The following is a 26,376-nucleotide window of genomic DNA, read 5'->3' on the forward strand; positions in this document are numbered from 1 at the left end:
TTACAGACAAAAGTATGAAATATAGTAATGATAGCAAATTTTTTTAATAAATCTAAACCTGTAATAATTGTTAACCTACTATTGCTCTTTGCAATATTGTATTTAATAGCAACATTTTTATTTACTCAAATTAATGTTTCAATAGTATCTTTTGGAGTTATTCTGGTTGGTTTTATTGGATTTGTTTTTATGTTATTGGCTATAAATTTTATTATAAATAAGAATAAATTAACAGGTGATAACTCGTATGCCTTATTAATAATTATTTTATTGTTTGGTAGTTTTTACGAAACAATGTTTAATGTAAACTTATTTTTTTCCAACTTATTACTGTTTTTTGCGTTTAGAAAAATTTATAGTTTAAAGTCGGGTTTTAATACAAAATCTAAATTATTTGATGCCGGTTTTTGGATTGGTATTTCAGCAATTTTATATTCTTGGAGTATTTTATTTTTAATATTGATTTATGTAGCAATGTTTCTCTACAATAAAATTACTTTAAAAAATTTAGCAATACCTATTATTGGATTTTTGTTTCCTATAATCGGGTTTTTTACCTATCATTTTTATTTTGAAAGTCTAGATGTTTTTTACAATAAGCTAATTTTAGAATACAGTTTTGATTATTACAGCTATAATAATTTAAAATATTTAATACCACTATCTGTATTAATAACACTTATATTATGGAGTCTTGTTTTTTTAACACCTAAAGTATTATTGGTTAACAATTCTTTTAAATCAGCATTTCAAATAATTATAAATCACTTAATTATTTCAATTGTAATTGTATTGTTTTCGCCACATAAGAACGGTTCAGAAATGTTTTTTCTATTATTTCCATCTGGAGTAATAATAGCTAACTACTTACAAAAAATTACATCTAAAATATTTAAGAATGTAATTTTATATTTATTTTTTATAGTTACTATTGCGGTGTATTTACTATAATTTTACGCCAAAAGCTAAATCTCCTGCATCTCCTAAACCAGGAACAATATATCCATGACTGTTTAATTTTTCATCAACAGTTCCAATCCATAATTTTGTGTCTTTTGGAAAGTGATCTTTAATATATTCAATACCTTCTGTAGCACCAATAACACAAGCTAAATGAATTTCTTTTGGAGTACCATGTTTTTTTAAACCTTCAAAAACAGCAACTAAAGATTGGCCAGTTGCTAAAATTGGATCCGCTAAAATTAATGTTTTGTTATCTAAACTAGGTGAAGCAAAATACTCTACTTTAATGTCAAACTCTTTATCGTTTCGTTGTTTTCTATATGCTGAAATAAAAGCGTTTTCTGCATCATCAAAATAATTTAGAAGTCCATCATGTAAAGGAATTCCAGCTCTTAAAATTGAACATAAAACAATATCGTTTTTTGGTGTGTCTACTACTTTAGTTCCTAGAGGTGTAGTAACTGTGTTTTTTTCAAAAGTTAATGTCTGACTAATTTTATATGCAATTATTTCACCAATTCTACCAATATTTCGTCTAAAACGCATAGAATCTTTTTGAACTGACACATCTCTTATTTCAGAAATAAATTTATTTAATATTGATTTTTTGGAATCTAATATATTGACAATCATATATGGCGTATTTTTAGCAAAAATAAAACTTTAAAACGAGATTTTAAACGAAAGGTTTGGTTTAATTTTTGTATATTTAATTTTAAGTTTTTAAAAATTAATTAATAATTAAAAAAAGAAAAAGAACATGGGATTATTTTCATTTATTAAAGATGCTGGAGCTAAAGTTTTTGGTATCGGTAAAACTACTGCAGAAGAAGCAGCTGATACAGCGGCTATTGCTAAAGAAAAAGCAGTAAAGCTTTCGAATGCTATCGAAACTTTAGATTTAAAAGTAAAAGATTTAAATGTAGAAGTTAATGGAGACAATGCAACTGTTTGGGGACAAGCAGATTCTCAGGCAACTCGTGAAAAAGTAATTTTGGTATTAGGAAATACTGAAGGTATAGCAACAGTTGATGACAAAATGACTGTTGAAGTTCCAGAACCTGAAGCTCAATTTCATACAGTAGTTAAAGGAGATTATTTAAGTAAAATTGCTAAAAAATATTATGGAGATGCAATGAAATATCCAGTTATTTTTGAAGCGAATAAACCAATGCTTACAGATCCAGATAAAATTTATCCAGGTCAAGTATTAAGAATACCAGCTTTAGATTAAAACTTAAAGTTGTATTTAAAAGGCTGTTTAAAAAGTTTAAAAAAACCGTCATTCTGAACTTGTTTCAGAATCTCATCATACTGAAATCAATCAATATGAGAACTTGAATTGGTGAGTAAATATGTTCAGGTTGACATTAAATTTAACTTTTTAAACAGTCTTTATTATTTAATAGCTTCAAGAATTTTAGTTGTTACTTTTTCTGGAGGAATACTTAACATAACATCTTCATAACCTTCACATACTTTATTACCATAAATAGAACAAGGTATATTTGGGTACTTTTTTAAATCGGGTAAAATTGCATTTTCAAAAGGTTGATTAAAAGGAGCAAAACCTGTAAATGGGTGTGTAATTCCCCAAATAGTTATGGTGTTTATACCCAACATTGCTGCAAAATGTGCGTTTCCAGAATCCATACTTAACATACAATCTAAATTTGAAATTAAATTTAGTTCTTGTTGTAGCTTTATCTTTCCCGCAATATTTATTGTATTAGTATATTTAGTAGCAATAGCATCTAAAATTTCAACTTCTTTTTTACCGCCACCAAATAAAAGTATTTTTAAATTGCTGTTTTTAGATAATTCTGCAATTACTTTTTTCATTAAATCTATTGGGTACATTTTAGAATTGTACTGTGCAAAAGGAGCAATTCCTACCCATTTTTCAGATTTAGTGCCTGTAATTTTTAATAGTTCTTTAGAAAGTTGTTTTTTTTCTGGAAAAACTGGATTAGAAATATCTAATTGAAATCCTAAACTTCTAAAAACATCGGCATACCGTTGGTGTGTAGTTTTTAATTGTTTAAAAACTTTGTTTTTAGTTTGTGTTAGAGCACGTTTTTCACTTCTTCCTTTATTAATAAAAGCTACTTTTTTAAATGAAATTTTAAAAAAAGTTCGTAAAACTATAGAGCGTAAAACATTGTGTAAGTCTGCTACGGCATCAATATTTAAAAGTTTTAATTCTTTATACAATTTATAAATTCCAAAAAAACCTTTGTGTTTATTAGTTACATCTGCAGCAACAAAATTTACATTTTTAATGTCTTTAAATAAGGGTTTTAAAAATGGCTTAGAAAGCACTGTTATTTTAACATTTGGATGTTGATCAACAAGAGCTCTTAATACTGGAACGGTCATAGCAACATCTCCCATTGCAGAGAGTCTAATAACCAATAAATGTTTAAAATTATTCAAAATATAACTGCTAATATTAATAATATGCATCAAAAGTACACAATAGTTTTAGTACAAAAAACTTGTTACAATTGTATGTAGTTAAATTTGCTTAAATTTGCCAAAATATTGAAAATAGATGATACAATCAATGACTGGGTACGGCAAGACCGTATTACAACTTCCAACCAAAAAAATTACGATTGAATTAAAATCGTTAAACAGTAAAAATTTAGATTTAAACGTTCGTATTCCGGCTTATTATAGAGAAAAGGAATTATATATTCGTAAAAAACTGGCTAAAGCTTTGGTGAGAGGAAAAGTTGATTTTTCTGTTTTTATTGAGAACAATGGTGTTGAACTTTCGTCTAAAGTAAATGAAAATGTTGTAAAAGAATATATGAATCAACTAAGAACTATAGTAGATTCTAGCGAAATTGAATTGCTTAAAATGGCTGTAAAATTACCAGATTCTTTAAAAACTGAACGCGAAGAATTAGATGCGGAAGAATGGCAACAGATAAACATTGCAATTGAAACAGCGGTTACTGAAATAAAAACATATAGAGTTGACGAAGGAAAAGCTTTGTTAGAAGATTTTATATTAAGAATTTCAAATATTGAAAATCTGCTTAAAGATGTAGTAAAAGTAGATCCAGAACGTGTTGAGCTTGTTAAAGAGAAATTAAGAAAATCTATAGCAGAATTAGAAACTAATATAGATCAAAATAGGTTTGAGCAAGAACTTATTTATTATATTGAAAAATTAGATATTACCGAAGAAAAAGTTCGATTAAAAAACCATTTAGATTACTTTAAAAAGGCATTAAAATCTGACGACTCTAATGGTAAAAAATTAGGATTTATTACGCAAGAAATTGGTAGAGAGATAAATACAATTGGTTCTAAATCTAATTTTGCTCCTATGCAAAAATTAGTAGTTCAAATGAAAGATGAACTTGAAAAAATAAAAGAACAAAATTTAAACGTATTATAGAACCATGCAAAAAGAGGGGAAACTTATTGTTTTTTCGGCACCTTCAGGCTCTGGTAAAACAACAATTGTACATCATTTATTAAAGCAAAAACAATTAAATTTAGATTTTTCAATTTCGGCAACTTCTCGTCCGCTAAGAGGTAAAGAAATAGATGGAAAAGATTATTATTTTATTTCTGCTGAAGCTTTTAAAAACCATATAGATAAAGAAGATTTTATAGAGTGGGAAGAGGTTTATACCGATAATTACTACGGAACTTTAAAAAAAGAAGTAGAACGTATTTGGAAATTAGGAAAGCACGTAATATTTGATATTGATGTTATTGGTGGTTTAAACATAAAAAAACAATTTCCAGAACAAACATTAGCTGTTTTTGTACAACCGCCATCTATTGAAGAAATGGAACGCAGGTTAAGAAATAGAAAAACAGACACCGAAGAAAAAATTAAAGAACGCGTAGCAAAAGCATCAAAAGAACTTAATTATGCAAAGGATTTTGACGTAATTTTAGTAAATGATAATTTAGAAGATGCAAAAAATGAAGCACATAAATTAATTGAAAACTTTGTAAAATAAATGAAAGTAGGATTGTTTTTCGGAACCTTTAATCCAATTCATATTGGGCATTTAATAATTGCAAATTATATGGCCGAATTTTCGGATTTAGATCAAGTTTGGTTTGTAATAACACCTTTAAGTCCGTTTAAACAAAAAAAATCTATGTTAGATAATATACATAGGTTAGCAATTGCAGATATTGCTGTTGAAGAATATTCAAAATTAGAAACTTCGAACATAGAGTTTAAATTACCGCAACCTAACTATACTATAAATACATTAATTCATATCGAAGAAAAATATCCAAAACACCAATTTTGTTTAATAATGGGCGAGGATAATTTAAAAGGGTTTCATAAATGGAAAAATTATGAAACAATTCTTGAAAATTACGAGTTGTATGTGTATCCTAGAATTTCAGAAGGTACTGTAGAAAGTGAGTTTTTAAAACATCCACATGTGCATAGAGTAGATGCTCCAATTGTTCAAATCTCATCAACATTTATTAGAAAAAGTATCAAAGAAAAAAAAGATATTAGAATTATGTTGACACCAAATGTGTGGAAATATATAGACGAAATGAATTTTTATAGAAAGTAATTTTGGCTTAGATTTAACACTCAAATAGGTGCCTACTAAAATTAATTAAACAAATTTTCGTTGTATATTTGTTTTAATTCAAACTATGGCAGAAAAACCTAAAAATAGAGGGAAATTTAGACAAAAATTAATAAATAAATACCGTTTAGTGGTTTTAAATGAAGATACTTTTGAAGAAAAGTTATCGTTTAAATTAACTAGATTAAATGTATTTATTTTTGGAGGTTTATTTTCTATTTTATTAATTGTTGGAACCATATTTTTAATTGCTTTTACCCAACTAAGAGAATACATTCCTGGATATTCTTCAACTAAATTAAAGCGAGAAGCAACCCAACTAATATATAAAACAGATTCTTTAGAGCAAGTTCTAAAAGTTAATAATATATACATTCAAAAAGTTAGAGATTTGTTAACTGGAGAAATAACCGAAGTTCAATTCGATAAAGACTCCGTATTAGAATCCATACATTTTGATAAAGATTCTATGAATCTTAACCCTTCAGAAGCAGATTTAGAATTTAGATTAGACGTAGAAAGAGCTGATAGGTATAGCATTTTTGATGAAGCAACTAAAAAAGCAGATATTGTGTTTTTTGCTCCTGTAGTAGGAACTTTAACAGATGGGTATAACCCAAAAACAAAACATTTTGCAGTAGATATTGCTGTAGAAATGGGAACTCCTGTTAAATCTGTTGCCGACGGAACGGTAATTTTTGCTGCTTGGACTTCAGAAACTGGACATGTTATTATTGTAAAGCATTCTGGTGGTTTTATATCTGTTTATAAACACAATACAGCAATTCATAAAGAGCAAGGCGATTTAGTAAAATCGGGAGAAGTAATCGCTTCTGCAGGAAACAGTGGTGAGTTTAGTACAGGACCACATTTACATTTCGAATTATGGAATGAAGGATATCCCGTTAATCCTGTTAATTATATTGATTTTGAATAACTATGAGTATTAAATCTATTTTAGCAAAACCTTTTGCAAAACTTGTAACAAATAAATTTTATAAAGAAAGTAATAACTCGGTTCAAGTTCAGCAAAAAGTATTTAATAAATTAATTGTAAAAGCAAAAAATACAGCTTTTGGAAAAGATCATAATTTTGATAAAATTCAAAATTATCAAGACTTTAAAAGTCAAGTTCCAATTAGAGATTATGAAGCTTTAAAACCATATATAGATAGAGTTGTAGCTGGAGAATCTGATGTGTTATGGAAAGGAAAACCCCTATATTTTGCTAAAACTTCGGGTACAACTTCAGGTACAAAATACATTCCTTTAACAAAAGAATCTATGCCAATGCATATAAATGCGGCAAAAAATTCACTTTTACTGTATATAAACGAAACTAAAAATACAGACTTCTTAAATGGTAAAATGATTTTTTTACAAGGAAGTCCAGAATTAAAAGAAAAAAACGGAATTAATGTAGGTAGGTTATCTGGTATAACGGCACATTATATTCCTCAGTATTTAACAAAAAACAGACTGCCAAGTTGGGAAACCAATTGTATTGAAGATTGGGAGCAAAAGATTGAAGCAATTATAGATGAAACTATAAATGAAGATATGACACTTATAGGAGGTATACCGCCTTGGGTGCAAATGTATTTTGAAAGAATTGTAGCACGTACAGGAAAAAAAGTAGGAGAGGTTTTTCCAAACTTTAATTTATTTGCTTACGGTGGTGTTAATTTTGAACCTTACAGAAATAAGTTTGAAGAATTGATAGGTAGAAAAATTGATGCAATTGAAATGTATCCTGCTTCTGAAGGTTTTATTGCCTACCAAGATTCTCAAAATGAAAAAGCTATGATGCTTTTAGTGAATAATGGAATGTTTTATGAATTTATTCCTTCTGAAGAATTTTTTAATGAAAATCCAACAAGAATTTCATTAGCAGATGTTAAGTTAGGTGTAAATTATGTTATTATTTTAAATACAAACGCTGGTCTTTGGGGGTATAATATTGGAGATACCATAGAGTTTTTATCAATTAACCCACCAAGAATTGTAGTTACAGGAAGAATAAAACATTTTATTTCTGCATTTGGAGAACATGTAATTGGTAAAGAAATTGAAGATTCTATAAATGCACATACCGTTGATACCGAAATTAGTGTTAGCGAATTTACAGTTGCACCGCAAATAACACCAGAAACAGGCTTACCATACCACGAATGGTTTATAGAATTTGATAAAAAGCCAACTGATATTGAAGATTTTGCAAAAAAAATAGACGCTACTTTACAACAACAGAATAGCTATTATTTAGACTTAATAGTTGGTAAAATTTTACAACCTTTAAAAATTACAGTGATTGAAAAAGGTGGTTTTAATAAGTATATGAAATCGGTTGGAAAATTAGGTGGACAAAATAAAGTACCACGTTTATCTAATGATCGAAAAATTGCAGATGCATTAACAGAGTTTAAAGAAAAATAATTATTTAACTACAGTAGTAGTTTAGGCTACTTAATTTTAGATATTATTAGTAAATAAAAAAGGGATTGCAATTTGCAATCCCTTTTTCGAATTAAAGAAAGTTTGGTTAAATTTCTTTAGTTATTATTTTTTAGCTAATAAATCTCTAATTTCAGCTAATAAATCTTCTTGAGAAGGTCCTTTTGGAGCTTCTGGAGCTGGTTCTTCTTTTTTCTTAGTTGCATTTACACCTTTTACAACCATAAACATTACAAAAGCAACAATTATAAAATCAATTACATTTGTTAAAAAATCTCCATATAGTACAGCTACTTCACCTACAACTTTTCCAGCTTCATCAGCAACCCCTTCTTTTACAATATATTTTAAATCTTTTAAGTCAGAATTAAATATTAAACCAATTAGTGGAGAAACAATACCTCCTGTAAATGAAGTTACAACACTTTTAAATGCGGCACCCATTACAAAACCTACTGCAATATCAATAAGGTTTCCCTTCATTGCAAAGTCCTTGAATTCTTTTAACATTCCCATTTTTTTAATTTTAGTTAATTATTAAGTTGCCGCTAATGTAATAAATTTTTTTATTTCTTTAACACTTTTTTAACACGCGTCTTATTCTTTGTGAAATTGCGGTTAGAATTTCATACGGAATTGTGTGTATTTTTTCGGCTAATGTTTCAATATGGAATTGGTCTTTATAAACTATAACTTCATCTCCTTCAAGGCAATCTATAGTTGTAACATCAACCATTATCATGTCCATACAAACATTTCCAAGAATAGGAGCTTTTGTGTTGTTAATATAAACAAATCCTTTTCCATTATGTAATTGTCTAGAAATTCCATCAGCATGTCCAATTGGTATTGTTGCTGTTTTTATAGTTGAATCGGCTTTAAAAGCACGGTTGTAACCTATGGTTTCTCCTTTTTCAATAGTATGAATTTGAGAGATTACAGATTTTAAAGTCAATACATTTTTTAATTGTTTGGTGTATTTGTCTTCATTTCCAAAACCAAATAAACCAATTCCTAGACGTACCATATCAAATTGCGCTTCCTTAGCATAATTTATAATACCTGAGGTATTTAGCATATGTTTAAAAGGTATATTTGGTAATTTACTGGTAAGTTCTGCAGCTAGTGTATTAAAAGTAGTAATTTGTTGTAAGGTAAATGCACGCTCATTTAAATCTTCACTTGCAGCTATATGAGAAAAAACAGAAGCTACTTTTACAGCAGTTTGGTTATTTATTATGGTTGCAATTTTAGAAATATCTTTTTTAGTAAAACCCAATCTGTTTAAACCAGTATTAAATTTTATATGAATAGGGTAATTTTTAAGATTTAAAGTAGATGCAGTGTCTATAAAAGCATTTAAAATATTGGTGCTATAAATATTAGGCTCTAAATTAAAGCGAATTATTTTTTCAATATTTACTTTTTGAGGGTGTAGTACTAAAATAGGTGTTTTAATGCCTGCGTTGCGTAGTGCAATACCTTCATCAAGGTAAGCAACAGCAAAATAAGCTGCTTTTGGTGCTAAAAATTTTGCAATTTCAATAGCGCTTGATCCGTAACCAAAAGCTTTAACTACAATAAGTGTTTTGGTAGATGGTTTAAGTTTAGATTTGAAAAATTCTAGATTAAAATCAATAGCATTTAAATCTATTTCAAGCACAGAAACGTGGTTATTTTCCATTTTTAAGTTGTTCTGCTTTTTTCTTTTTTTCCTCTTGTATAACTTTGTAATATGCTGCCCTGCTTAAGGGTTCATATTCTTGAGTTTCACCTAATAGCACTAAAGCATCACTAGTAGCAGTTCTATGGCTATAATGTGCTAAATTTCCTGTACGTGTGCAAACGGCATGTACTTTGGTTACATATTCTGCTGTTGCCATTAGGGCAGGCATCGGTCCAAACGGATTTCCTTTAAAATCCATATCTAGTCCTGCAACAATTACACGAATTCCTCGGTTTGCTAAATCGTTACAAACAGCAACAATTTCATCATCAAAAAACTGAGCTTCATCAATACCAACAACATCAACATCTGTGGCTAAAAGTCTAATATTTCCAGAAGATGGTACTGGTGTTGAACGTATTTCATTAGAATCATGAGATACCACTTTTTCTTCGTCGTATCTTGTGTCTATTTCGGGTTTAAAAATCTCTACTTTTTGCTTTGCAAACTGGGCGCGTTTTAGTCTTCGTATTAGTTCTTCTGTTTTACCAGAAAACATAGAGCCACAAATAACTTCTATCCAGCCAAATTGTTCGGTATGATTTACTGTATTTTCAAGAAACATTTTGTAATTTCACGCTTCAAAGGTTATTGTATTTTTTTATTTATAACCGAATGTAATACTTAATAGTATTTTTTTTCGAATTAAATTGTTTAATTTGTAATGCAGAAATTACTGTTTTTCTGAATTCGTACAAATTTATTAAAAATAACATATCAATAATCAATAAAGATATCAACTTATGCACAAAAAATTAGAAGCTGAATTAGAGCATCTGGCACATAGTATTTTAGAACTAAAAAATAACGATGTAACTATTTTGCATAAAAAAGCACAAGCTATCTACGAAAAATTGACAATTTTAAAGTTTGTTGAAGAAAATTTAAATAGTATTGGAGATTTTGAAATAGCTGAGGAGCTTGAAAAAGTAGAGAAAAGCGAAACAGTTGATGAGGTTGTTGAAACGGTTGAAGCAACAGAAAAAGTAAAAGAAACTATAACTACTATTATTGAAGAACCTGAAATTGTTAAAACGGTTGAATCTATAATTGAAGTAACAAAAGAACAGGAAAAAGAACAGGATTTAACCTTAGAACAAGAAACGGCATTTTCTATTGAAGATATTCCAGATACTCCAGATATTCCAAAGGAAACATCAACAGTTATTTCTGAAAAAACTGAAGACCCTAAATCAGCTACATTAGAAGAAGAATTTAAAGATGCTATTTCTGCCGATGTTGCAACAAATCTTTTTGAAAAAGCAACTAAAGAAAATCCAGTTGTTGAAGAGACTCCTGTAGTTACAGAAAAAAAACGTTCTATAAACGATACGTTATTTAAAAATAATTTACAAATAGGTTTAAACGATAGAATAGCATTTGTAAAACATTTATTTGAAGGAAGCCAAGAAGATTTTAACCGAGTTTTATCACAATTAAATTCATTTAAAACTGAAACGGAAGCTAAAGATTTTCTAAATAATTTTGTGAAACCAGATTATAATTGGAGCGATAAAAGTGAATATGAACAACGTTTAATAGATCTTATAGAGCGTAAGTTTTTATAATATTAATATACTAAACCTAACAGGTTTCTAAAACCTGTTAGGTTTGTGTTTGTTTAAAACAATTCTGCATTTTAAGGTTTTATAGGTTGATTTTTAAGTCTAACAAGTTTCTAAAGCTTGTTAGGTTTTCAATACAGATTTTTGTAGTTTAATTTATTAAATTAAAAAAGCTATGAAATATCAACCTTTTCAACCATCAAATTTTTATCATTTATACAATAGAGGCAACAATAAAGAGTGTATTTTTAAAAATGATGAGAATTACATTTATTTTTTAGCATTAGTTAAAAAATACCTACTGCCAATTTGCGATATTTATAGTTATTGCCTACTTCCTAATCATTTTCATTTTATTATAAGAATTAAAGACTTAGAAACGCTTCCAGAAAAAATTAGAAATGAGAAAAGCAAATTGCACCAACCTTTCTCAAATTTATTTAATGCTTATACAAAAGCTATTAATAAACAATATAAAAGAACTGGTAGTTTGTTTCAAGAACATTTAAAACGAATTAAAATTAGTGATGAAACATATTTATACAATCTAATTGTATATGTAAATACAAACTCTAAACATCATAGTTTTTCAGAATTTGAAAACTATAAATATTCTTCTTATAAAAGTTTGATTTCAACAAAACCAACATTATTAAAAAGATTAATAGTAATTCAGCTTTTTAATGATATTGATAATTTTAAGTTTGTGCACAACATGAAAAAATTAAATATTGAAGCCATTCGCAATTATTTATTAGAATAGCTAAACCTAACAGGTTTCTAGAACCTTTTAGGGTTGTATTAGCTTAAAGCAATTTTGCATTTTAAGGTTTTATAGGTTGATTTTTAAGTCTAACAAGTTTCTGAAAGCAGTTATTTGTATTAATTAAGAAAGGGTTTTAGTTTTTTGGTGTTGTTTTTTCGTTAGAAATAATTCAGTGTTTTAAACCTAACAGGTTTCCAAAACCTTTTAGGGTTGTATTAGCTTAAAGCAATTCTGTATTTTAAGGTTTTATAGGTTGATTTTTAAGTTTAGCAAGTTTCTGAAAGCAGTTATTTGTATTAATTAAGAAAGGGTTTTAGGTTTTCGGTGTTGTTTTTTTCGCTAGAAATAATTCAGTGTTTTAAACCTAACAGGTTTCCAAAACCTGTTAGGTTTGTACTAATAAAAAGTGTACATTAGTGCTAATGAACATTTTACAGCTAGAAAAAGAATTAAAAAAAAGATTAGATTTTCCCTATATCTGGGGAAGAAAGCAAACCAATAATTTAGATAATGCTACTAATTTTATTTATAAAACCAATAATTTTGAGGCACTTTTAGCTCAAATTGATGCAAATTTTAAAAATAGCGATGCGTATTTAGATTTAAAAAATTATGCACTAAACAGATGGTTTAATTTTTGGTCGGCAAAAGCAATTGAAGCTTCTTTTTGTGAACATGAACAAGTAATTGCTCATAAAAATTCAAAAGATAAATACACCGATTTCTATATTTCAAACATTCCTTTCGATCATAAAACAACGGTTTTTCCTAAGGGTTTTAATAAATCGGTCCCTTATGCTATAGAACACACACGAGAACTTATAGAATGGTTTTATAAAAATCAAAGTCAGCAAAAAAGACATCATTTAAAAAATCGCCTTTTTTTAGTTGTATTAGACTATAACAATCCAAAAGATAATTGGAAGTTAAAATCTGAAATTCTATGGCTTCAAAAAATTATTTCAACTTATTTAAGTACTTTTGATGCTCAAAATTTAGAGAGTTTCTATTTTCAGAATCAACTAATAAAATCCGATGTTATTTGGGCTATTAAATAGTTAGTAATTTGCAGTTGGCAGTTTGTCGGCTTAGAGAAGTAGAAGCCTTTACAACATTAAAATACAACTGAAGTAAACAAACGCTTGCAGTAATATAAAACAATATTGAATAGTGAATTATATAGGTTCTAAACATAAATTAGCATCGTTTTTAAAAACTGCAATAATAGATACTGTTAAAGAGGATGTTTCTCAACTTATTTTTTGCGATTTATTTGCTGGTACTGGAATTGTAGGTCGTAATTTTAAGCCTCTAGTAAAACAAGTTATTGCAAATGATGTTGAATTCTACAGCTATGTATTAAATAGAAATTATATAGGAAATTATACATCAATAGCAATTGAAAAAGAAATCGATTTTTTAAATAATTTAGAAGGAGTTGAAGGTTTTATTTTTCAAAATTATTGCGAAAATGGAAGTGAAGGCAGGTTGTATTTCTCTTCAGAAAATGGAAAAAAAATAGATGCTATTCGTCAGCAAATTGAAATTTGGAAAACTACCAATAAAATTAATGACAATACATATTATTTTTTGTTAGCATCTTTAATTGAAGGTGCAGATAAAGTAGCAAATACAGCTTCGGTTTATGGAGCGTATTTAAAAAACATAAAAAAATCTGCACAAAAAAAAATGCTTATTGAGCCAGCTGTTTTTGGAATTACAAAAAATTCGCATCAAGTTTTTAATGAAGATGGAAATGAATTGATAAAAAAAATAAAAGGAGATATTTTATATTTAGATCCGCCATATAACGCACGCCAATATGGTTCTAATTACCATTTGTTAACTACTATTGCTAAATACGATTCTTTTAAACCGCAAGGTAAAACAGGTTTAAGAAGCTATTATAAGTCTTCATATTGTAAGAAAAATGAAGTTAAAAAATCCTTCGTAGAATTGATAAAAAATGCTAACTTTAAATACATTTTTTTAAGTTATAATAACGAGGGTTTAATGTCTGAAAATGAGATAAGTAGCATTATGAGTGCTTTCGGAAAATACAGCTTAAAAACAACCGATTATCAACGCTTTAAAGCCGATAAAACAGAAAACAGAAATCACAAAGCAACTAAGACAGTTGAATATTTACATATTTTAGAGAAACAATTATGAAAGCAGAACAATACAACAAACTTTTTGATGAAGTAATCGAAAAATATCACATTATAGATAGTGTAGATCAACCTTTTGAAAATCCGTATGATAAAAATTCTTTTGAGCATTTATTGTACAGAAAAAATTGGATAGATACTGTGCAATGGCATTATGAAGATATTATTCGTTTACCAGATATTGATCCTGTTGAAGCTATAGTTTTAAAACGTAAAATTGATGCTTCAAACCAAGATAGAACAGATATGGTGGAGTATATTGATAGTTACTTTTTAAATAAATTTAAAGATGTAAAAGTAAAAGAAGGTGCAAAAATTAATTCTGAAACACCTGCTTGGGCAATAGACAGACTTTCTATTTTAGCTTTAAAAATTTATCATATGAACGAAGAGGCTACAAGAGAGTCGGCTTCTGAAGAACATAGAGCTAAATGCCAAGAAAAATTAAATGTGTTGTTAGAACAACGTGTAGATTTATCTACTGCAATAGACGATTTATTAGCAGATTATGCTTCTGGTGATAAATACGTAAAAGTATACAAACAAATGAAAATGTATAACGATGAGGATACAAACCCAATGTTATATGCCAAAAAATAATTTGGATAAATAGTTACAGAAAAGATGTTTAATCGTCATAGATTAAACATCTTTTTTATGAAAAAAAATATTATAATTTTAGCAGTTGCATTAATTTTAACTTCTTGCGCAACTAAATCATCTTTTCATTCTTTTTATAAAGAAAATCAACACGATTCAGATTTATCTATAAACGTATCTGCTTTTGTAGGTAATATGTTTGTGCCTAAAGAAGATTTGGGTGAATTTAAAGCATTATTAAGAAAGGTAAAACACTACGAATTAATGGTTTTTTCTAATTCAGAAGAGGTGTTAGATAAAAAGTTAAATAGATTTATTAAAAGAAAGAAGTATGCAACCTTTTTTAGAGTTGCCCAAAATGGTGATAAGGTTCAACTTTATTTTTTAAAAAATAAGAATACAATTAAAGAAATAGTTTTAAAAGTAAAAAGTGATAATGATTATATTTTAATTGGTGCAAAAACTAAAATTTTAGAAAAGGATTTAAATAAAATTATTGAAAAATCTAATTTAAATATTACAAGTAATTAATTATAAAAAAAGCCATTTAGAAATTAATCTAAATGGCTTTTTTATGTTGTTTTAATGCGTTTATTTTTTACCAAAAGTATATGAAATACCAATGTTAAGTCCAAACGATGAATAAGGAGCAACAGATGATAATGCCACTGATGGGTCATTATTTGGGTTGGCTACTGAATCTTCATAAGTAACTTCTGTTGAAGGTAATTGATCAATAGTTGTAGTAGTAGTTGGAGCACCTAAATGGCTAACATCAACTGATGTGAATTTTGTATACTCAGAGTTATCTCTTGTAACATTTATACCTAAGTATTCTAATTCAGCAAAGAAATTTAAATTATCACTTATAGCATGTTTATATCCTAAAGCAGCAATAAATCCTAGAGGAACTCTACCATGGTATTCTTGTTCTACGTCTGTAGTAACTGTTTTTATAGGTGTGCCTGCTGGTATTGCAATAGTTCCTGCTGGAGCCGGAGCTGGAGCATAAACATTTTCAGTTAATGTTACATTCACTACATTTGTTGCTGTAGCTTCTGTTTTACCACCAACTTTGGTAATTGCACCAAATTTACCATAGATATGTTCATTAAAGTTGTAGACAATAGCTAAAGATAAACCATAGGCTCTTGCATGTGCATTTCCTTTTGTAACATCGTTAACAAGTAAAGTTGCTGGGTCAGAATCTCCTAAATTTGGTATTGGAAATACAGAAGTAGCATAATAATTATCATAACTGTCAATTACTTGATCTGCTCCATGCAAATATGCAAAACCAATTTCTACTCCAAAAGTTTTATTAAACATTTTACCGACACGAAATTGAAAATTAGTACCTTCTCCATAACTACCATAATGATTAGTAGCTTTAGTTTGACCATCATTTAAAGATGTTCCAGTAAGTATTCCAGCACTAGAAATAGAATATCCTCCACTTGCGCTTACATAAAATTCTTGTGCACTTGCACTTGTTGCTATTATTAGAGCAACTAATAGTAATAAATGTTTTTTCATAATTAGTTATATTGTTTAGTAAAAGCACAATATAGTTTTTATAAAAAATATTTCAAACGATAAATGTTACATTTTAGATAAATTATGATATTTGCTCTAAAAATGCAGTAATCTTCTTTTTTGTTGAAGTTTATTTAATAAAACTGACTAATTTTTTAGTATTTCCTACAAAAATATCGTTGTTATTAATAATTACAGGGCGTTTTAAAAAAGTATATTCATCTAAAATTAATTGTTTGTAGTCTTTTTCGCTTAAATTCTGATTTTTTAAATCCATCTGTTTGTACTTTTTAGCTCTTTTGCTAAACAAAACTTCATAACTTTTAGTTAAGTTGTACATTTCTTCTAATTGAAGTACCGTTATTGGTTCGGTTTTTATTTCTTGTATAATATATTCAGAAGTGTCCATTTCTTTCAGAATTCTTCTACAAGTATCGCAAGTTTTTAAGTAGTAAATTTTTTTCATCGATATAAAATTATTGTAAATGTAAATTTACTGTGTTTTTATTTTAAATTTGAATAATTTTAAAAAACAATAGTATGCACCTAAAATTTGACGATTTACTTCAAACAAGAAAACTTCTTTTAAAAGTTACAGCTAATTTATCTAACGAGCAATTAAACAAAATTCCAGAAGGTTTTAATAATAATATCGCTTGGAATATTGCTCATTTAGTAGTAACACAACAATTATTATGTTACAAAAATTCTGGATTAAAATGTTTGGTTTCAGAAGAAATGATAGAAAAGTATAAAAAAGGTACTGCACCCAATGGTATAATAGCTGCTGAAGAATTTGATGAAATTAAAGAATTATTATTGAAATTGCCTGTAAGATTAGAGGATGATTATGAAGTAGGTATTTTTCAAAAATATAATACCTATACAACAAGTATTGGTGTAACTTTAAATTCTGTTGATGATGCTGTACAATTTAATATGTACCACGAAGGAATTCATTTAGGAGTTATATTACAATTACTAAAGTTTATATAAAATGAGTTTATTTGCCATTATTTCTACATTAGTAGTTATTGCTGCCTTTTTTGGTTATATAAATGTTCGGTTTTTAAAAATGCCAACTACTATTGGTTTAATGGTAATTACAATTGTTTTTACATTGTTGGTTTTAGCCACAAGTATGTTTGATAATACGCTATTAGAACAAGAAAAATTATTTATAACACAAATAGATTTTAAAACGGTTTTATTAGATGTAATGTTAAGTTTTTTGTTATTTGCTGGAGCTTTACATACCAATTTTCAACAATTAAAAGTACAGAGAAAACCAATTTTAATATTTGCTACATTTAGTACTTTAATTTCAACTTTTTTAATTGGAGTTTTTTCATTCTTTTTGCTAAAATTAGTAAATATAGATGTAAACTTTGTTTATTGTTTACTTTTTGGAGCTCTAATATCTCCAACCGATCCAATTGCTGTTTTAGGAATTTTAAAACAAGTGGCTGCTCCAAAAATATTGGAAACTAAAATTGTAGGGGAGTCTTTATTTAATGATGGAGTTGGGGTTGTCGTTTTTTTAACAATTTATCAGATTGCAAAAGGTAGTGGAACTGTTACTTTTGGAACTATTGCCGAAATGTTTTTAGTTGAAGTGGTTGGTGGAATTGCTCTTGGGCTTTTATTAGGTTGGTTTACATATAGACTTTTAAAATCTATTGACGATTACGATGTTGAGGTAATTATAACGCTTGCAGCTGTAATGGGAGGAACTGTTTTAGCACAATACTTACATTTATCTGCTCCCTTAGCTATGGTTACTGCAGGTTTAATAGTTGGTACGGATACTGTTAGAAAGTCGTCTATGAGTAAAATTACCGAGCAATATGTAGATAAATTTTGGGAATTGATTGATATTCTTTTAAATACGGTATTGTTTGTTTTAATAGGTATGGAATTACTAATTCTTACTTATAACAGTATGTATATTTTAGCAGGTTTATTATTGATTCCAACATTATTATTTGCACGTTACTTATCGTTAATGTTGCCTATTAAGCTATATGCTAAAAAATTAGATTTTGTACCAAAAACCAATTTGATTATGACTTGGGGAGGCTTGCGTGGAGGAATTTCTATAGCATTGGCACTAAGTTTAACTACAGAAATGCATCGCGATTTATTTTTAGTGATTACTTATATAATAGTTGTTTTTTCAATTATAGTACAAGGATTAACCGTAGGAAAATTAATAAAAAAGATTGTTAAATAAAATTAATTAGTCTACGGTAAAAGTTTCATTAAGTTCAAAGTTGGCTTTTAATTCAATTTCTTTATCAAAAAACTTAATTTTTTCTGGTTGTCGTTTTTCTAAAAAGTTTCCTGTGTCCCAAATTCCATTGTTATTTATATCGGTTGTAACTCTAACAAAATACACTCCAGGTTCTAAAAGCTCGAATTGAACGGTACCTATGTCGCTTAATTTAGCAACTCTAACTACTTTTTCTTTACTGTCTATTAATTCAATTATAAAAGAAGATTTAATCTTACTTTTTATGGTAGTATTTATAATTCCGTAATCTTTAACTAATTTAGTGGTAGCGTTAAACGTTAAAGTATCGTTTACGGTTTTATAAATGTCGGTAATAGCTTTTGGTAGTATTTCAACAGCATATTTAGAGTCTGGTTTTCTATCAAAATTTAGATATAATTTGGTTTTAGATTCTGCTAAAATTGGTTGAAAATCAACTTTTATAGAGTCTTGAACTTTTACCGAAATAAAAGAAGTGTCAACTTTAATAATTGGTGTGTTTGAAATTATAGAAAGTGTATCTCTTAAATTTAATGTATTACCGCTTCCATTCAGAATTCTTAATGTATCTTTTTTAGAACTTCTTAAATTGGCTGTAAACTCTTCATAATATTCGCCTTTAGATACCGTGAAATTTAAAGAATCTGCTTCAAAAGGAGTGTACCAAAAGTTTATAGTATCTTTATTAGCTTCGTAAATAATTTCAGATTTAAAATCGTCAGGTGTATCGGATAAAAGTTCAATTATTAAATCGTTAGCTTTTCCTTTGTAACCAAAAATTAAATGTCCGCTATTTACTTCTTTAGGTTTTATTACACTTAATTTTGGTATTTCTTTAAAAATTGTAAAATTGTATACGCTATCAGTTGGAAATATTACGGTGTCTTCAATATAACCTATTTTGTCAATTTCAGGATCATAAATTTTATTGTTATTAGCATCTTTTAATGCCATAAGTAGGTATTTACCTTTTTTTACATTTGTTATTTCGTATAAAGAAGTATCTAAAGTGTTTGAAAGGTACCTTGGTTTTTGTTTAAAAATAATAGAATCTGTATATGCAGTATCATATTCGTAAAGCATTATGTCTAAATCTTTTACAATTCCTTTTACAGAAGGGTCCGTTACTTCACCTCTAACTTCTAAAGAATCGATATAAGATCCAGTTGAAAAAACATACTTAAAGTTTCCTAATTCATTTTCTTCGTTATAATCTACTATACTGTTTCCAAAATTGTATAAATATGTGGTATTGGCATCTAAAGTATCTAGAATTTTTATAGTAATAAATTTACTTGCGGTACCGGTAGGTGTTATTATAGGTTCATTTTTTTGAGGAGGTGAAATAATAAGTTGTGTGTTTACATCTTTCAATTTTACATACTCATCAAAATATATTCTTATTTTCTTTTCCTTAAAATTTACTGTTTCATTACTAGGTATAGCTTTTTGTAATACAGGAGGAATAGTATCTTTAGCTCCACCAGTTGGAGTTCCTCTTTTAGCACAACTAAAAAGTACACTTGCAAGTATTAAAACACTTAGTAATTTTAATAAAGATAACCTCATATAAATTTATTTTGGATACAAAATAACAATTATTTTATTAAAAAAACGCAGTAATTATTCAGGTATTATATTTTTGAATTTTTTTATTGGGTATAAGCCATAGTTGCAATACTAATTTTAATGTTTTTATAGTCTTTAAAAGCATTTATACAAGCCTCTAATGTTGCACCAGTTGTAATAATGTCGTCAATTAAAAGAATATGTTTGCAGTTAAAAGTAGTATTGTTTTGTATTGTAAATTGGTGTTTAGAGTTTTTCCACCGTTCTAAGCGCAATTTTTTAGTTTGTGTTTTGGTTGCTGATTTTTTTAATAATATATCCTCATAAAAGGGAATATTTAGTTTTTGAGACAAGCTTTTACCAAAATTTGAAACTTGATTATAACCACGTAGTTGTTGTTTTTTCTTATGTAGAGGTACTGGAATTATACAGTCAATTGTTTTAAACCTTTCAGATTCGAGTATAATTTCGCCTAGCCAATCTCCAATAAATGTTCCAACTTTTTGTTGATTTTTATATTTTAATTGGTGTATTAATTCTTGTACTTTTCCTTTTTTTAAAAAATAAAATAAACTTGTGGCTTCTACAATAGCAACTCTTCCATAAAATATTTTTTCTACAATATTATCTGGTTGGTTAGTAAAGTTTGTTGTAGGTAAATCGTGCCGGCAGCTAATACAAACTAATTCCTCGTTAGTTGTTAATTGATCTTTGCAACACAGGCAAATATCTGGATAAAAAATGGTAAATATATCTTTAAGAAAATTCATAACTTTTTTAAAGTACAAAAAAAATTATGATATGTTAAAATAAGTTACTAAATTTATAAATCCTCAGAAAATAAAATCCCAATATTTTAGTGTTAAATTATAATTTAATTTTACGTTTTACGTTTAATTGTAAACCCTTAATTAATTTTTAAACCATGGAAGAAGAAAAGAAATCAAATAGTAAAATTATTGTAATTGTTTTAGCAATTCTTTTAATTGGAGTGTTAGCTTTTACTTTTTACAATATGAATCAACAAAAAAAGCTAACAGATGCCATCACAGTTGAGAAAGAAGAAATTGAGCTAAATTTAGACAATATGATTGTTAAATACGAAGATGCAATTGGGCAAAATACATCTATGTCTAACGAATTAGCATTTGAAAGAGATCGTATTATAGCGTTAAGAGATTCAATAAAAAACCTAAAAGCTTCAAATCTTAATTTAATATTTCGATATAAAAAACAAATTGCAGAGTTAGAAAAAACAAACAGACGTTTATTTTTTATGACTGATTCTTTAACCGGTGCAAATAATTTATTATCTAAAGATTTAGATAGTGCAAGAGTTCATATCACCAGACAAATTGCAGTGAACGATACTTTGTCTCTTCAAAACATAAGTTTAGCGGAAAAAGTAGCAATAGGATCTGTTTTAAAAGTTAGCTCGGCTAAGGTGTTAGCAATGAGAGAAAGAAACAATGGTAAATTAGTAGAAACTTCTAGAGCAAGAAATACAGATGCTTTTAGAATTAATTTTACAGTTGAAAAAAACGAAATTTCTGAAAAAGGCGAACGTCAAGTTTACATTCAAATAATAGATGTAACAACAGGTACAACTATTGCAAGTAAAGGAAAAGTAACAATACTTAATAATGAAACTGTAAATTACAGCGATACCACAACTATAAATTATTTAAATGAAGCAATAGATGTTGTTAGTTTAGTAGAAGTTGATAGAGACTTAATAGAAAGAGGTGTTTATGCTGTTAATATTTATATAGAAAGTAATATTGTTGGGGCAACTAAAATAACCTTAAAGTAATAAACGTAACTCCAGATTAATTTTATTTAATGTTAATTAGGTGGAAATAGTTTAGGCTATTTCCACTTTTTTGTTTTTTTGTACTAAAACCTTTACTATTTTTGCATTATGGCAAATCAAGAAGATAAATTTAAAAAAGTAGTTTCACACGCTAAAGAATACGGATACGTATTTCAATCAAGTGAAATATACGATGGTTTGAGCGCAGTGTACGACTATGCTCAAAACGGTGTTGAGTTAAAGAAAAATATTAGAGACTATTGGTGGAAAGCAATGGTGCAAATGCATGAGAATATTGTAGGTTTAGATTCAGCAATATTTATGCATCCAACAATTTGGAAAGCATCTGGCCATGTTGATGCTTTTAATGATCCTTTAATTGATAATAAAGATTCTAAAAAAAGATATAGAGCCGATGTTTTAATTGAAGACTATGTTGGAAAATTAGATGCTAAAATTGAAAAAGAAGTTGCAAAAGCAGCTAAACGTTTTGGTGAATCTTTCGATAAAGAACAATTTTTAGCAACAAATCCACGTGTAGTTGGTTATAAAGAAAAAGGTGATGCTATTTTACAGCGTATGGGTAAATCTTTAGAAAAAGAAGATTTAGCCGATGTAAAAGCTTTAATTGAAGAGTTAGGGATAGGGTGTCCTTTATCAGGCTCAAAAAACTGGACAGAAGTTAAGCAATTTAACCTAATGTTTGGAACAAAATTAGGTGCATCTGCAGATACTGCAATGGATTTATATTTACGTCCAGAAACCGCTCAAGGTATTTTTGTTAACTTTTTAAACGTACAAAAAACTGGAAGAATGAAAATTCCTTTTGGAATTGCACAAACTGGTAAAGCGTTTAGAAACGAGATAGTTGCGCGTCAGTTTATTTTCCGTATGCGAGAGTTTGAACAAATGGAAATGCAATTTTTTGTACGTCCTGGAACACAAAAAGAATGGTATGAGCAGTGGAAAGAAACCCGTTTAAAATGGCACCTTTCTTTAGGTATGGGTGAAGATAGTTACCGTTTCCACGATCACGAAAAATTAGCACATTATGCAGATGCTGCTGCAGATATTGAATTTAAATTTCCTTTTGGATTTAAAGAATTAGAAGGAATTCATTCTCGTACTGATTTTGATTTATCAAGCCATGAAAAATTCTCAGGAAAAAAATTACAATATTTCGATCCTGAAATAAATGAACGCTATGTGCCTTATGTTGTGGAAACTTCAATAGGTTTAGATCGTATGTTCTTAGCTGTTTTTTCACACGCTTTACAAGAAGAGGCATTAGAAAATGGAACAACACGTACAGTATTAAAATTACCAGCTGTTTTAGCTCCAACTAAAGCTGCAATTTTACCATTGGTTAAAAAAGATGGATTGCCAGAAATTGCTAGAAAAATTGTTGAAGATTTAAAATGGGACTTTAATGTTAATTACGATGAGAAAGATGCTGTTGGTAGACGTTATAGAAGGCAAGATGCTGCTGGAACACCATTTTGTATTACTGTAGATCACGATACATTAACGGATGATTCTGTAACAATTCGTCATAGAGACACTATGGAGCAACAACGCGTTAAAATTTCTGAATTAAAAGAAATTATTAAAAAAGAAGTTGATGTAAAAAGTTGGCTTATGAAAATGTAAGTTTTTATTTCAATAAAAAATATTTTAAAGGCGCTTCATTGAAAAAATGAGCGCCTTTTTTGTTAAAGAAATGATAAAATTTAAATACACAATTGCTATGTTAATAGTTTTAAAGAAATTTATCGCTTAAATTAATTATAACCTAACTTTAAAATCATGAAAAAAATAATTTTTTTGTTCTTTATTATAGGTACTTACGCTGGTTTAGCACAAGATAAACCAACATCAGATGTACCAGTGCCAAATTATAGGTTGGCTTCTAAATTTTCGCCAACTAATCTTGCCAAATTAGTGCACTCTACTTCTGTAAGGCCAAACTGGTTAAAAAATGGCAACCGTTTTTGGTATCAATATAAAACCTCTGAAGGTTCTAATTACTATTTAGTTGATGCAGATAAAAAAACCAGAACAAAATTATTTGATAACGATAAAATGGCTAAATGGTTAACTGAAATAACCAAAGATCCATATGATGGTCAGCATTTACCTAGATTTAACTTTAAATTTGTTAAAAATGAAACTGCAATTCAATTTAGAATTACTTCAACAGAAGAAGTGGAAGCTAAAGATGATAAAAAAGAAAAAAATAGAGATGCTGTAAGAAAAGATTCTACCAGAACCAAAAAGGCTAAAAAGCAAAAGCCAAAAATGGAGAAAAAAGTATATTTTCTAGAATATAAATTAGGTGGTAACGGCTTAACAGTAATAGATAATTCTAAAAAAGATAGTAAAAGAAAATATTGGGCAAACATATCTCCAGATAGTAGTGTAGTCTTATATTCAAAAAATTTCAACTTATATTGGATGGATAAAGAGAACTTTTTAAAAGCTCTTAAAGATGAAAAAGATTCAACAATTGTTGAAAACCAATGGACAACAGATGGTGTTGAAAATTATGGTTATGGAAGCTCTAGAGGTGAAAATAACGAAACTAAAGAAGAAAAAAAGGACGATAGAAAGGGTGTTAGAGGTCTTTGGACAAGAGATTCTAAAAAGTTTATTTATCAAAAAACAGACGCTAGAGATATTAAAGATTTATGGGTAATTAATTCAGTTTCTAAAAAAAGACCAACTTTAGAAACCTATAAATACCATATGCCAGGAGAACAAGAATATTATAAAACAGAATTACAAGTATTTGATATTCCTTCAAAAGAAATTTTAAATGTAAAGTTAGATACGGTTAAGCAACAAAGTATTTCTGTTTACAGACATAAGTATAAAAAATCTGAGGCTAGTGACGAGTTTAAACCATCATTATTACTTTCAGAAAAAGGAAAAATTTATTTTAGTACTATAAGTAGAGATCGTAAAAAATTAGACATTTGTGTTGCAGATATCAATACAGGAGATGTTGAGGTTTTAATTGAAGAGCGTTTTAATACTTATATTGAAGAGAAAGAATTTGTATTGTTTAATAATGAAACTGAAATGTTGTTCTGGGCTGAACGCGATGGTTGGGGACATTATTATTTATATGACTCAAAAGGAAATTTAAAAAACCAAATTACAAACGGACCTTACCACGTATCTGGTTTTGAAGGGATTGATGAAAAGTCTCGCGTAATGTATTTTACAGCAAACGGTGTAGATAGAACTATGGATCCTTATTACGAACATTTATACCGTATTAATTTAAATGGATCGGGCTTAAAAACTTTAAATCCTGGAGATTTTACTACAGATGTTAGTATGTCTGATTCTAATAAATATTTTGTAAGTAATTATTCTAGAGTAGACAGCACTCCAAAATCTGAATTAAGAAGTAATACAGGTGCTCTTGTTATGAGTTTAGAAGAAGCAGATTTATCACAACTATTTGCTACAGGATATAAATTTCCAGAAACTTTTAAAATGAAAGCTAATGATGGAATAACAGATTTGTATGGTGTTATGTATAAACCTTTCGATTTTGATTCTACCAAAGTATATCCTTTATTAGAATATGTATATCCTGGACCACAAACCGAAGCTGTAAATAAAGCATTTTCTATTCGTATGGATCGTTTAGATCGTATGGCGCAGGTTGGTTTTATTGTTGTAACTGTTGGTAATAGAGGAGGGCATCCAGACCGTTCTAAATGGTATCATAATTATGGGTATGGTAACCTAAGAGATTATGGTTTAGCCGATAAAAAATATATTGCTGAACAATTAGCAGATAAACACGATTTTATTGATATTGATAAAGTTGGAATTTACGGTCATTCAGGTGGTGGATTTATGTCTACAGCAGCTATGTTAGTATATCCAGATTTCTTTAAAGCTGCGGTTTCTTCAGCTGGAAATCACGATAATTCTATATACAATAGTTGGTGGAGTGAAACACACCATGGTGTTAAAGAAGAAATGCAAGCTGATGGAAGTATAAAATACAAATATGATATTGATAAAAATCAATCGTTAGCAGCAAATTTAAAAGGTAATTTAATGTTAATTCATGGAGATGTAGATAATAATGTACACCCTGGAGGAACTATTAGAATGGCTGATGCGTTGATTAAAGCAAATAAGCGATTTAAATTTATGTTAATGCCTGGACAACGTCATAGTTTTGGAAGAATGACAGAATATTCTTTTTGGTTACGTGCCGATCATTTTAGTAAATACTTTTTAGGTGTTGAAGCTACAAATGTTGACATTCTTGAAATGAATAGAGATAAACCAAAGGGTTAATACGTACTAATATATTTTAAAAAAGC

General features: G+C 28.3%; 27 protein-coding genes. 18 read left to right on the plus strand and 9 right to left on the minus strand.

Translation table 11 applies throughout. The features are described from left to right. Positions 1–27 precede the first annotated feature (27 nt). Positions 28–951, plus strand: coding sequence for a DUF6427 family protein (locus MHL31_RS11565; protein WP_240226110.1), 924 nt, complete (start codon positions 28–30; stop codon positions 949–951). Here MHL31_RS11565 and upp read toward each other — a convergent pair. Then, positions 946–1,596 (minus strand): uracil phosphoribosyltransferase, encoded by a 651-nt coding sequence (gene upp / locus MHL31_RS11570; RefSeq protein WP_240226111.1) that lies wholly within the window; start codon positions 1,594–1,596, stop codon positions 946–948. The two genes, MHL31_RS11565 and upp, sit on opposite strands and share 6 nt — an antisense overlap. Positions 1,597–1,723: 127 nt before the next feature. On the opposite strand from upp, the gene lysM reads away from it, so the two are divergent. Beyond that, on the plus strand, positions 1,724–2,197 hold the full coding sequence (gene lysM / locus MHL31_RS11575) for a peptidoglycan-binding protein LysM (RefSeq protein ID WP_240226112.1): 474 nt from the start codon (positions 1,724–1,726) through the stop codon (positions 2,195–2,197). Between the two features lie 164 nt (positions 2,198–2,361). Here the strand turns inward: lysM and MHL31_RS11580 are convergent, their stop codons facing one another. Next, positions 2,362–3,399: a glycosyltransferase family 9 protein gene (locus MHL31_RS11580; RefSeq protein WP_240226113.1), complete on the minus strand. Its 1,038-nt coding sequence runs from the start codon at positions 3,397–3,399 to the stop codon at positions 2,362–2,364. 118 nt (positions 3,400–3,517) lie between these two features. Here MHL31_RS11580 and MHL31_RS11585 point away from each other — a divergent pair, with 118 nt between their 5' ends. The 5 genes from MHL31_RS11585 (at position 3,518) to MHL31_RS11605 (ending at position 7,988) form a co-directional block, all read left to right on the plus strand. After that, positions 3,518–4,375, plus strand: coding sequence for a YicC/YloC family endoribonuclease (locus MHL31_RS11585; RefSeq protein ID WP_240226114.1), 858 nt, complete (start codon positions 3,518–3,520; stop codon positions 4,373–4,375). Between the two features lie 4 nt (positions 4,376–4,379). Beyond that, positions 4,380–4,952, plus strand: coding sequence for a guanylate kinase (gene gmk / locus MHL31_RS11590; RefSeq protein ID WP_240226115.1), 573 nt, complete (start codon positions 4,380–4,382; stop codon positions 4,950–4,952). Next, a complete protein-coding gene (gene nadD, locus MHL31_RS11595; protein WP_240226116.1) occupies positions 4,953–5,534 on the plus strand; it encodes a nicotinate (nicotinamide) nucleotide adenylyltransferase in 582 nt (193 codons plus the stop codon). An 85-nt stretch (positions 5,535–5,619) separates the two neighbouring features. Further along, positions 5,620–6,489, plus strand: coding sequence for a M23 family metallopeptidase (locus MHL31_RS11600; protein ID WP_240226117.1), 870 nt, complete (start codon positions 5,620–5,622; stop codon positions 6,487–6,489). A 2-nt stretch (positions 6,490–6,491) separates the two neighbouring features. After that, positions 6,492–7,988, plus strand: coding sequence for a GH3 auxin-responsive promoter family protein (locus MHL31_RS11605; RefSeq protein WP_240226118.1), 1,497 nt, complete (start codon positions 6,492–6,494; stop codon positions 7,986–7,988). A gap of 123 nt (positions 7,989–8,111) precedes the next feature. Here MHL31_RS11605 and mscL read toward each other — a convergent pair whose 3' ends face one another. The 3 genes from mscL to MHL31_RS11620 all read right to left on the minus strand — a co-directional run bounded on the left by mscL (position 8,112) and on the right by MHL31_RS11620 (position 10,297). Beyond that, positions 8,112–8,516, minus strand: a complete 405-nt coding sequence (gene mscL, locus MHL31_RS11610) for a large conductance mechanosensitive channel protein MscL (protein ID WP_240226119.1) — start codon at positions 8,514–8,516, stop codon at positions 8,112–8,114. 64 nt (positions 8,517–8,580) lie between these two features. Further along, on the minus strand, positions 8,581–9,690 hold the full coding sequence (gene alr, locus MHL31_RS11615; protein ID WP_240226120.1) for an alanine racemase: 1,110 nt from the start codon (positions 9,688–9,690) through the stop codon (positions 8,581–8,583). After that, positions 9,680–10,297, minus strand: coding sequence for a thymidine kinase (locus MHL31_RS11620; RefSeq protein ID WP_240226121.1), 618 nt, complete (start codon positions 10,295–10,297; stop codon positions 9,680–9,682). The genes alr and MHL31_RS11620 overlap by 11 nt, the downstream gene beginning before the upstream one ends. Before the next feature lie 178 nt (positions 10,298–10,475). Between MHL31_RS11620 and MHL31_RS11625 the strand changes: the two genes are divergently transcribed. The 6 genes from MHL31_RS11625 (at position 10,476) to MHL31_RS11650 (ending at position 15,365) form a co-directional block, all read left to right on the plus strand. After that, the gene (locus tag MHL31_RS11625) at positions 10,476–11,300 is read left to right on the plus strand and encodes a hypothetical protein (protein WP_240226122.1); all 825 of its coding nucleotides are present in this window, start codon (positions 10,476–10,478) and stop codon (positions 11,298–11,300) included. A 172-nt stretch (positions 11,301–11,472) separates the two neighbouring features. Continuing rightward, a complete protein-coding gene (locus tag MHL31_RS11630) occupies positions 11,473–12,060 on the plus strand; it encodes a transposase (RefSeq protein WP_240226123.1) in 588 nt (195 codons plus the stop codon). A 425-nt stretch (positions 12,061–12,485) separates the two neighbouring features. Next, positions 12,486–13,121 (plus strand): hypothetical protein, encoded by a 636-nt coding sequence (locus MHL31_RS11635; RefSeq protein WP_240226124.1) that lies wholly within the window; start codon positions 12,486–12,488, stop codon positions 13,119–13,121. Between the two features lie 112 nt (positions 13,122–13,233). Next, the gene (locus tag MHL31_RS11640; protein ID WP_240226125.1) at positions 13,234–14,235 is read left to right on the plus strand and encodes a DNA adenine methylase; all 1,002 of its coding nucleotides are present in this window, start codon (positions 13,234–13,236) and stop codon (positions 14,233–14,235) included. Then, positions 14,232–14,834 carry a DUF4254 domain-containing protein gene (locus MHL31_RS11645; RefSeq protein WP_240226126.1) on the plus strand — a complete coding sequence of 201 codons (603 nt, stop codon included), beginning with the start codon at positions 14,232–14,234 and terminating at the stop codon, positions 14,832–14,834. The genes MHL31_RS11640 and MHL31_RS11645 overlap by 4 nt, the downstream gene beginning before the upstream one ends. A gap of 57 nt (positions 14,835–14,891) precedes the next feature. After that, positions 14,892–15,365: a DUF4252 domain-containing protein gene (locus MHL31_RS11650; protein ID WP_240226127.1), complete on the plus strand. Its 474-nt coding sequence runs from the start codon at positions 14,892–14,894 to the stop codon at positions 15,363–15,365. Between the two features lie 60 nt (positions 15,366–15,425). On the opposite strand, the gene MHL31_RS11655 is transcribed toward MHL31_RS11650, so the two are convergent. After that, positions 15,426–16,370, minus strand: coding sequence for an outer membrane beta-barrel protein (locus tag MHL31_RS11655; RefSeq protein WP_240226128.1), 945 nt, complete (start codon positions 16,368–16,370; stop codon positions 15,426–15,428). A 130-nt stretch (positions 16,371–16,500) separates the two neighbouring features. Next, positions 16,501–16,836, minus strand: a complete 336-nt coding sequence (locus MHL31_RS11660) for an arsenate reductase family protein (protein ID WP_240226129.1) — start codon at positions 16,834–16,836, stop codon at positions 16,501–16,503. Between the two features lie 74 nt (positions 16,837–16,910). On the opposite strand from MHL31_RS11660, the gene MHL31_RS11665 reads away from it, so the two are divergent. Both MHL31_RS11665 and MHL31_RS11670 read left to right on the plus strand, forming a co-directional pair. Further along, complete coding sequence (locus MHL31_RS11665; RefSeq protein WP_240226130.1) at positions 16,911–17,366, plus strand: DinB family protein; 456 nt, start codon at positions 16,911–16,913, stop codon at positions 17,364–17,366. A gap of 1 nt (position 17,367) precedes the next feature. Continuing rightward, positions 17,368–18,603, plus strand: a complete 1,236-nt coding sequence (locus MHL31_RS11670; protein WP_240226131.1) for a sodium:proton antiporter — start codon at positions 17,368–17,370, stop codon at positions 18,601–18,603. Positions 18,604–18,609: 6 nt separating this feature from the next. Here the strand turns inward: MHL31_RS11670 and MHL31_RS11675 are convergent, their stop codons facing one another. Together MHL31_RS11675 and MHL31_RS11680 are read right to left on the minus strand one after the other, a co-directional pair. Beyond that, complete coding sequence (locus MHL31_RS11675) at positions 18,610–20,211, minus strand: Ig-like domain-containing protein (protein WP_240226132.1); 1,602 nt, start codon at positions 20,209–20,211, stop codon at positions 18,610–18,612. A gap of 83 nt (positions 20,212–20,294) precedes the next feature. Continuing rightward, on the minus strand, positions 20,295–20,981 hold the full coding sequence (locus MHL31_RS11680) for a ComF family protein (protein ID WP_240226133.1): 687 nt from the start codon (positions 20,979–20,981) through the stop codon (positions 20,295–20,297). A gap of 155 nt (positions 20,982–21,136) precedes the next feature. On the opposite strand from MHL31_RS11680, the gene MHL31_RS11685 reads away from it, so the two are divergent. The 3 genes from MHL31_RS11685 (at position 21,137) to MHL31_RS11695 (ending at position 26,350) form a co-directional block, all read left to right on the plus strand. After that, positions 21,137–22,024 carry a hypothetical protein gene (locus MHL31_RS11685; RefSeq protein ID WP_240226134.1) on the plus strand — a complete coding sequence of 296 codons (888 nt, stop codon included), beginning with the start codon at positions 21,137–21,139 and terminating at the stop codon, positions 22,022–22,024. A gap of 108 nt (positions 22,025–22,132) precedes the next feature. Next, a complete protein-coding gene (locus tag MHL31_RS11690) occupies positions 22,133–23,674 on the plus strand; it encodes a glycine--tRNA ligase (RefSeq protein WP_240226135.1) in 1,542 nt (513 codons plus the stop codon). 156 nt (positions 23,675–23,830) lie between these two features. Further along, the gene (locus MHL31_RS11695; protein ID WP_240226136.1) at positions 23,831–26,350 is read left to right on the plus strand and encodes a DPP IV N-terminal domain-containing protein; all 2,520 of its coding nucleotides are present in this window, start codon (positions 23,831–23,833) and stop codon (positions 26,348–26,350) included. Positions 26,351–26,376: the final 26 nt, after the last annotated feature.

The organism is Lutibacter sp. A80, assembly GCF_022429645.1.
In the GTDB taxonomy this organism is placed as follows: Bacteria; Bacteroidota; Bacteroidia; order Flavobacteriales; family Flavobacteriaceae; genus Lutibacter.